General features: G+C 51.2%; 1 pseudogene. It reads right to left on the bottom strand.

The features are described from left to right. Positions 1-258: pseudogene (locus tag PGX78_RS09225) on the bottom strand (radical SAM protein); the annotation flags it as partial.

The raw sequence follows: 258 nt of genomic DNA, 5'->3' as shown, positions 1-258 counted from the left end.
CCTGGCGAGCCAGTAAAATGGCAGCTCCTTCTTCGCCCGTATAAGTTTTGCCGTTGTAACGAACCCACGCATAAACTTTACCGCCCACAGAGGGAGTAACGGCATTGACCGTTACTGTCACATGACTGACTCCGATACGCACGATGTCATCTACATGTTCGGGTAAGGCCAAGCCGTTGGTGGAAAGACACAGCATGAGGTGCGGAAACCGAACACGACACTTTTCAAATGTCGGCAAGGTCTTATCGGCATCACACA

This window comes from Megasphaera sp. AF13-6AC, assembly GCF_027685385.1.
Lineage (GTDB): Bacteria > Bacillota > Negativicutes > Veillonellales > Megasphaeraceae > Megasphaera > Megasphaera micronuciformis.
The sequence above is the reverse complement of the archived record's forward strand: the minus strand, read 5'-3'. Positions and strand labels throughout refer to the sequence as shown.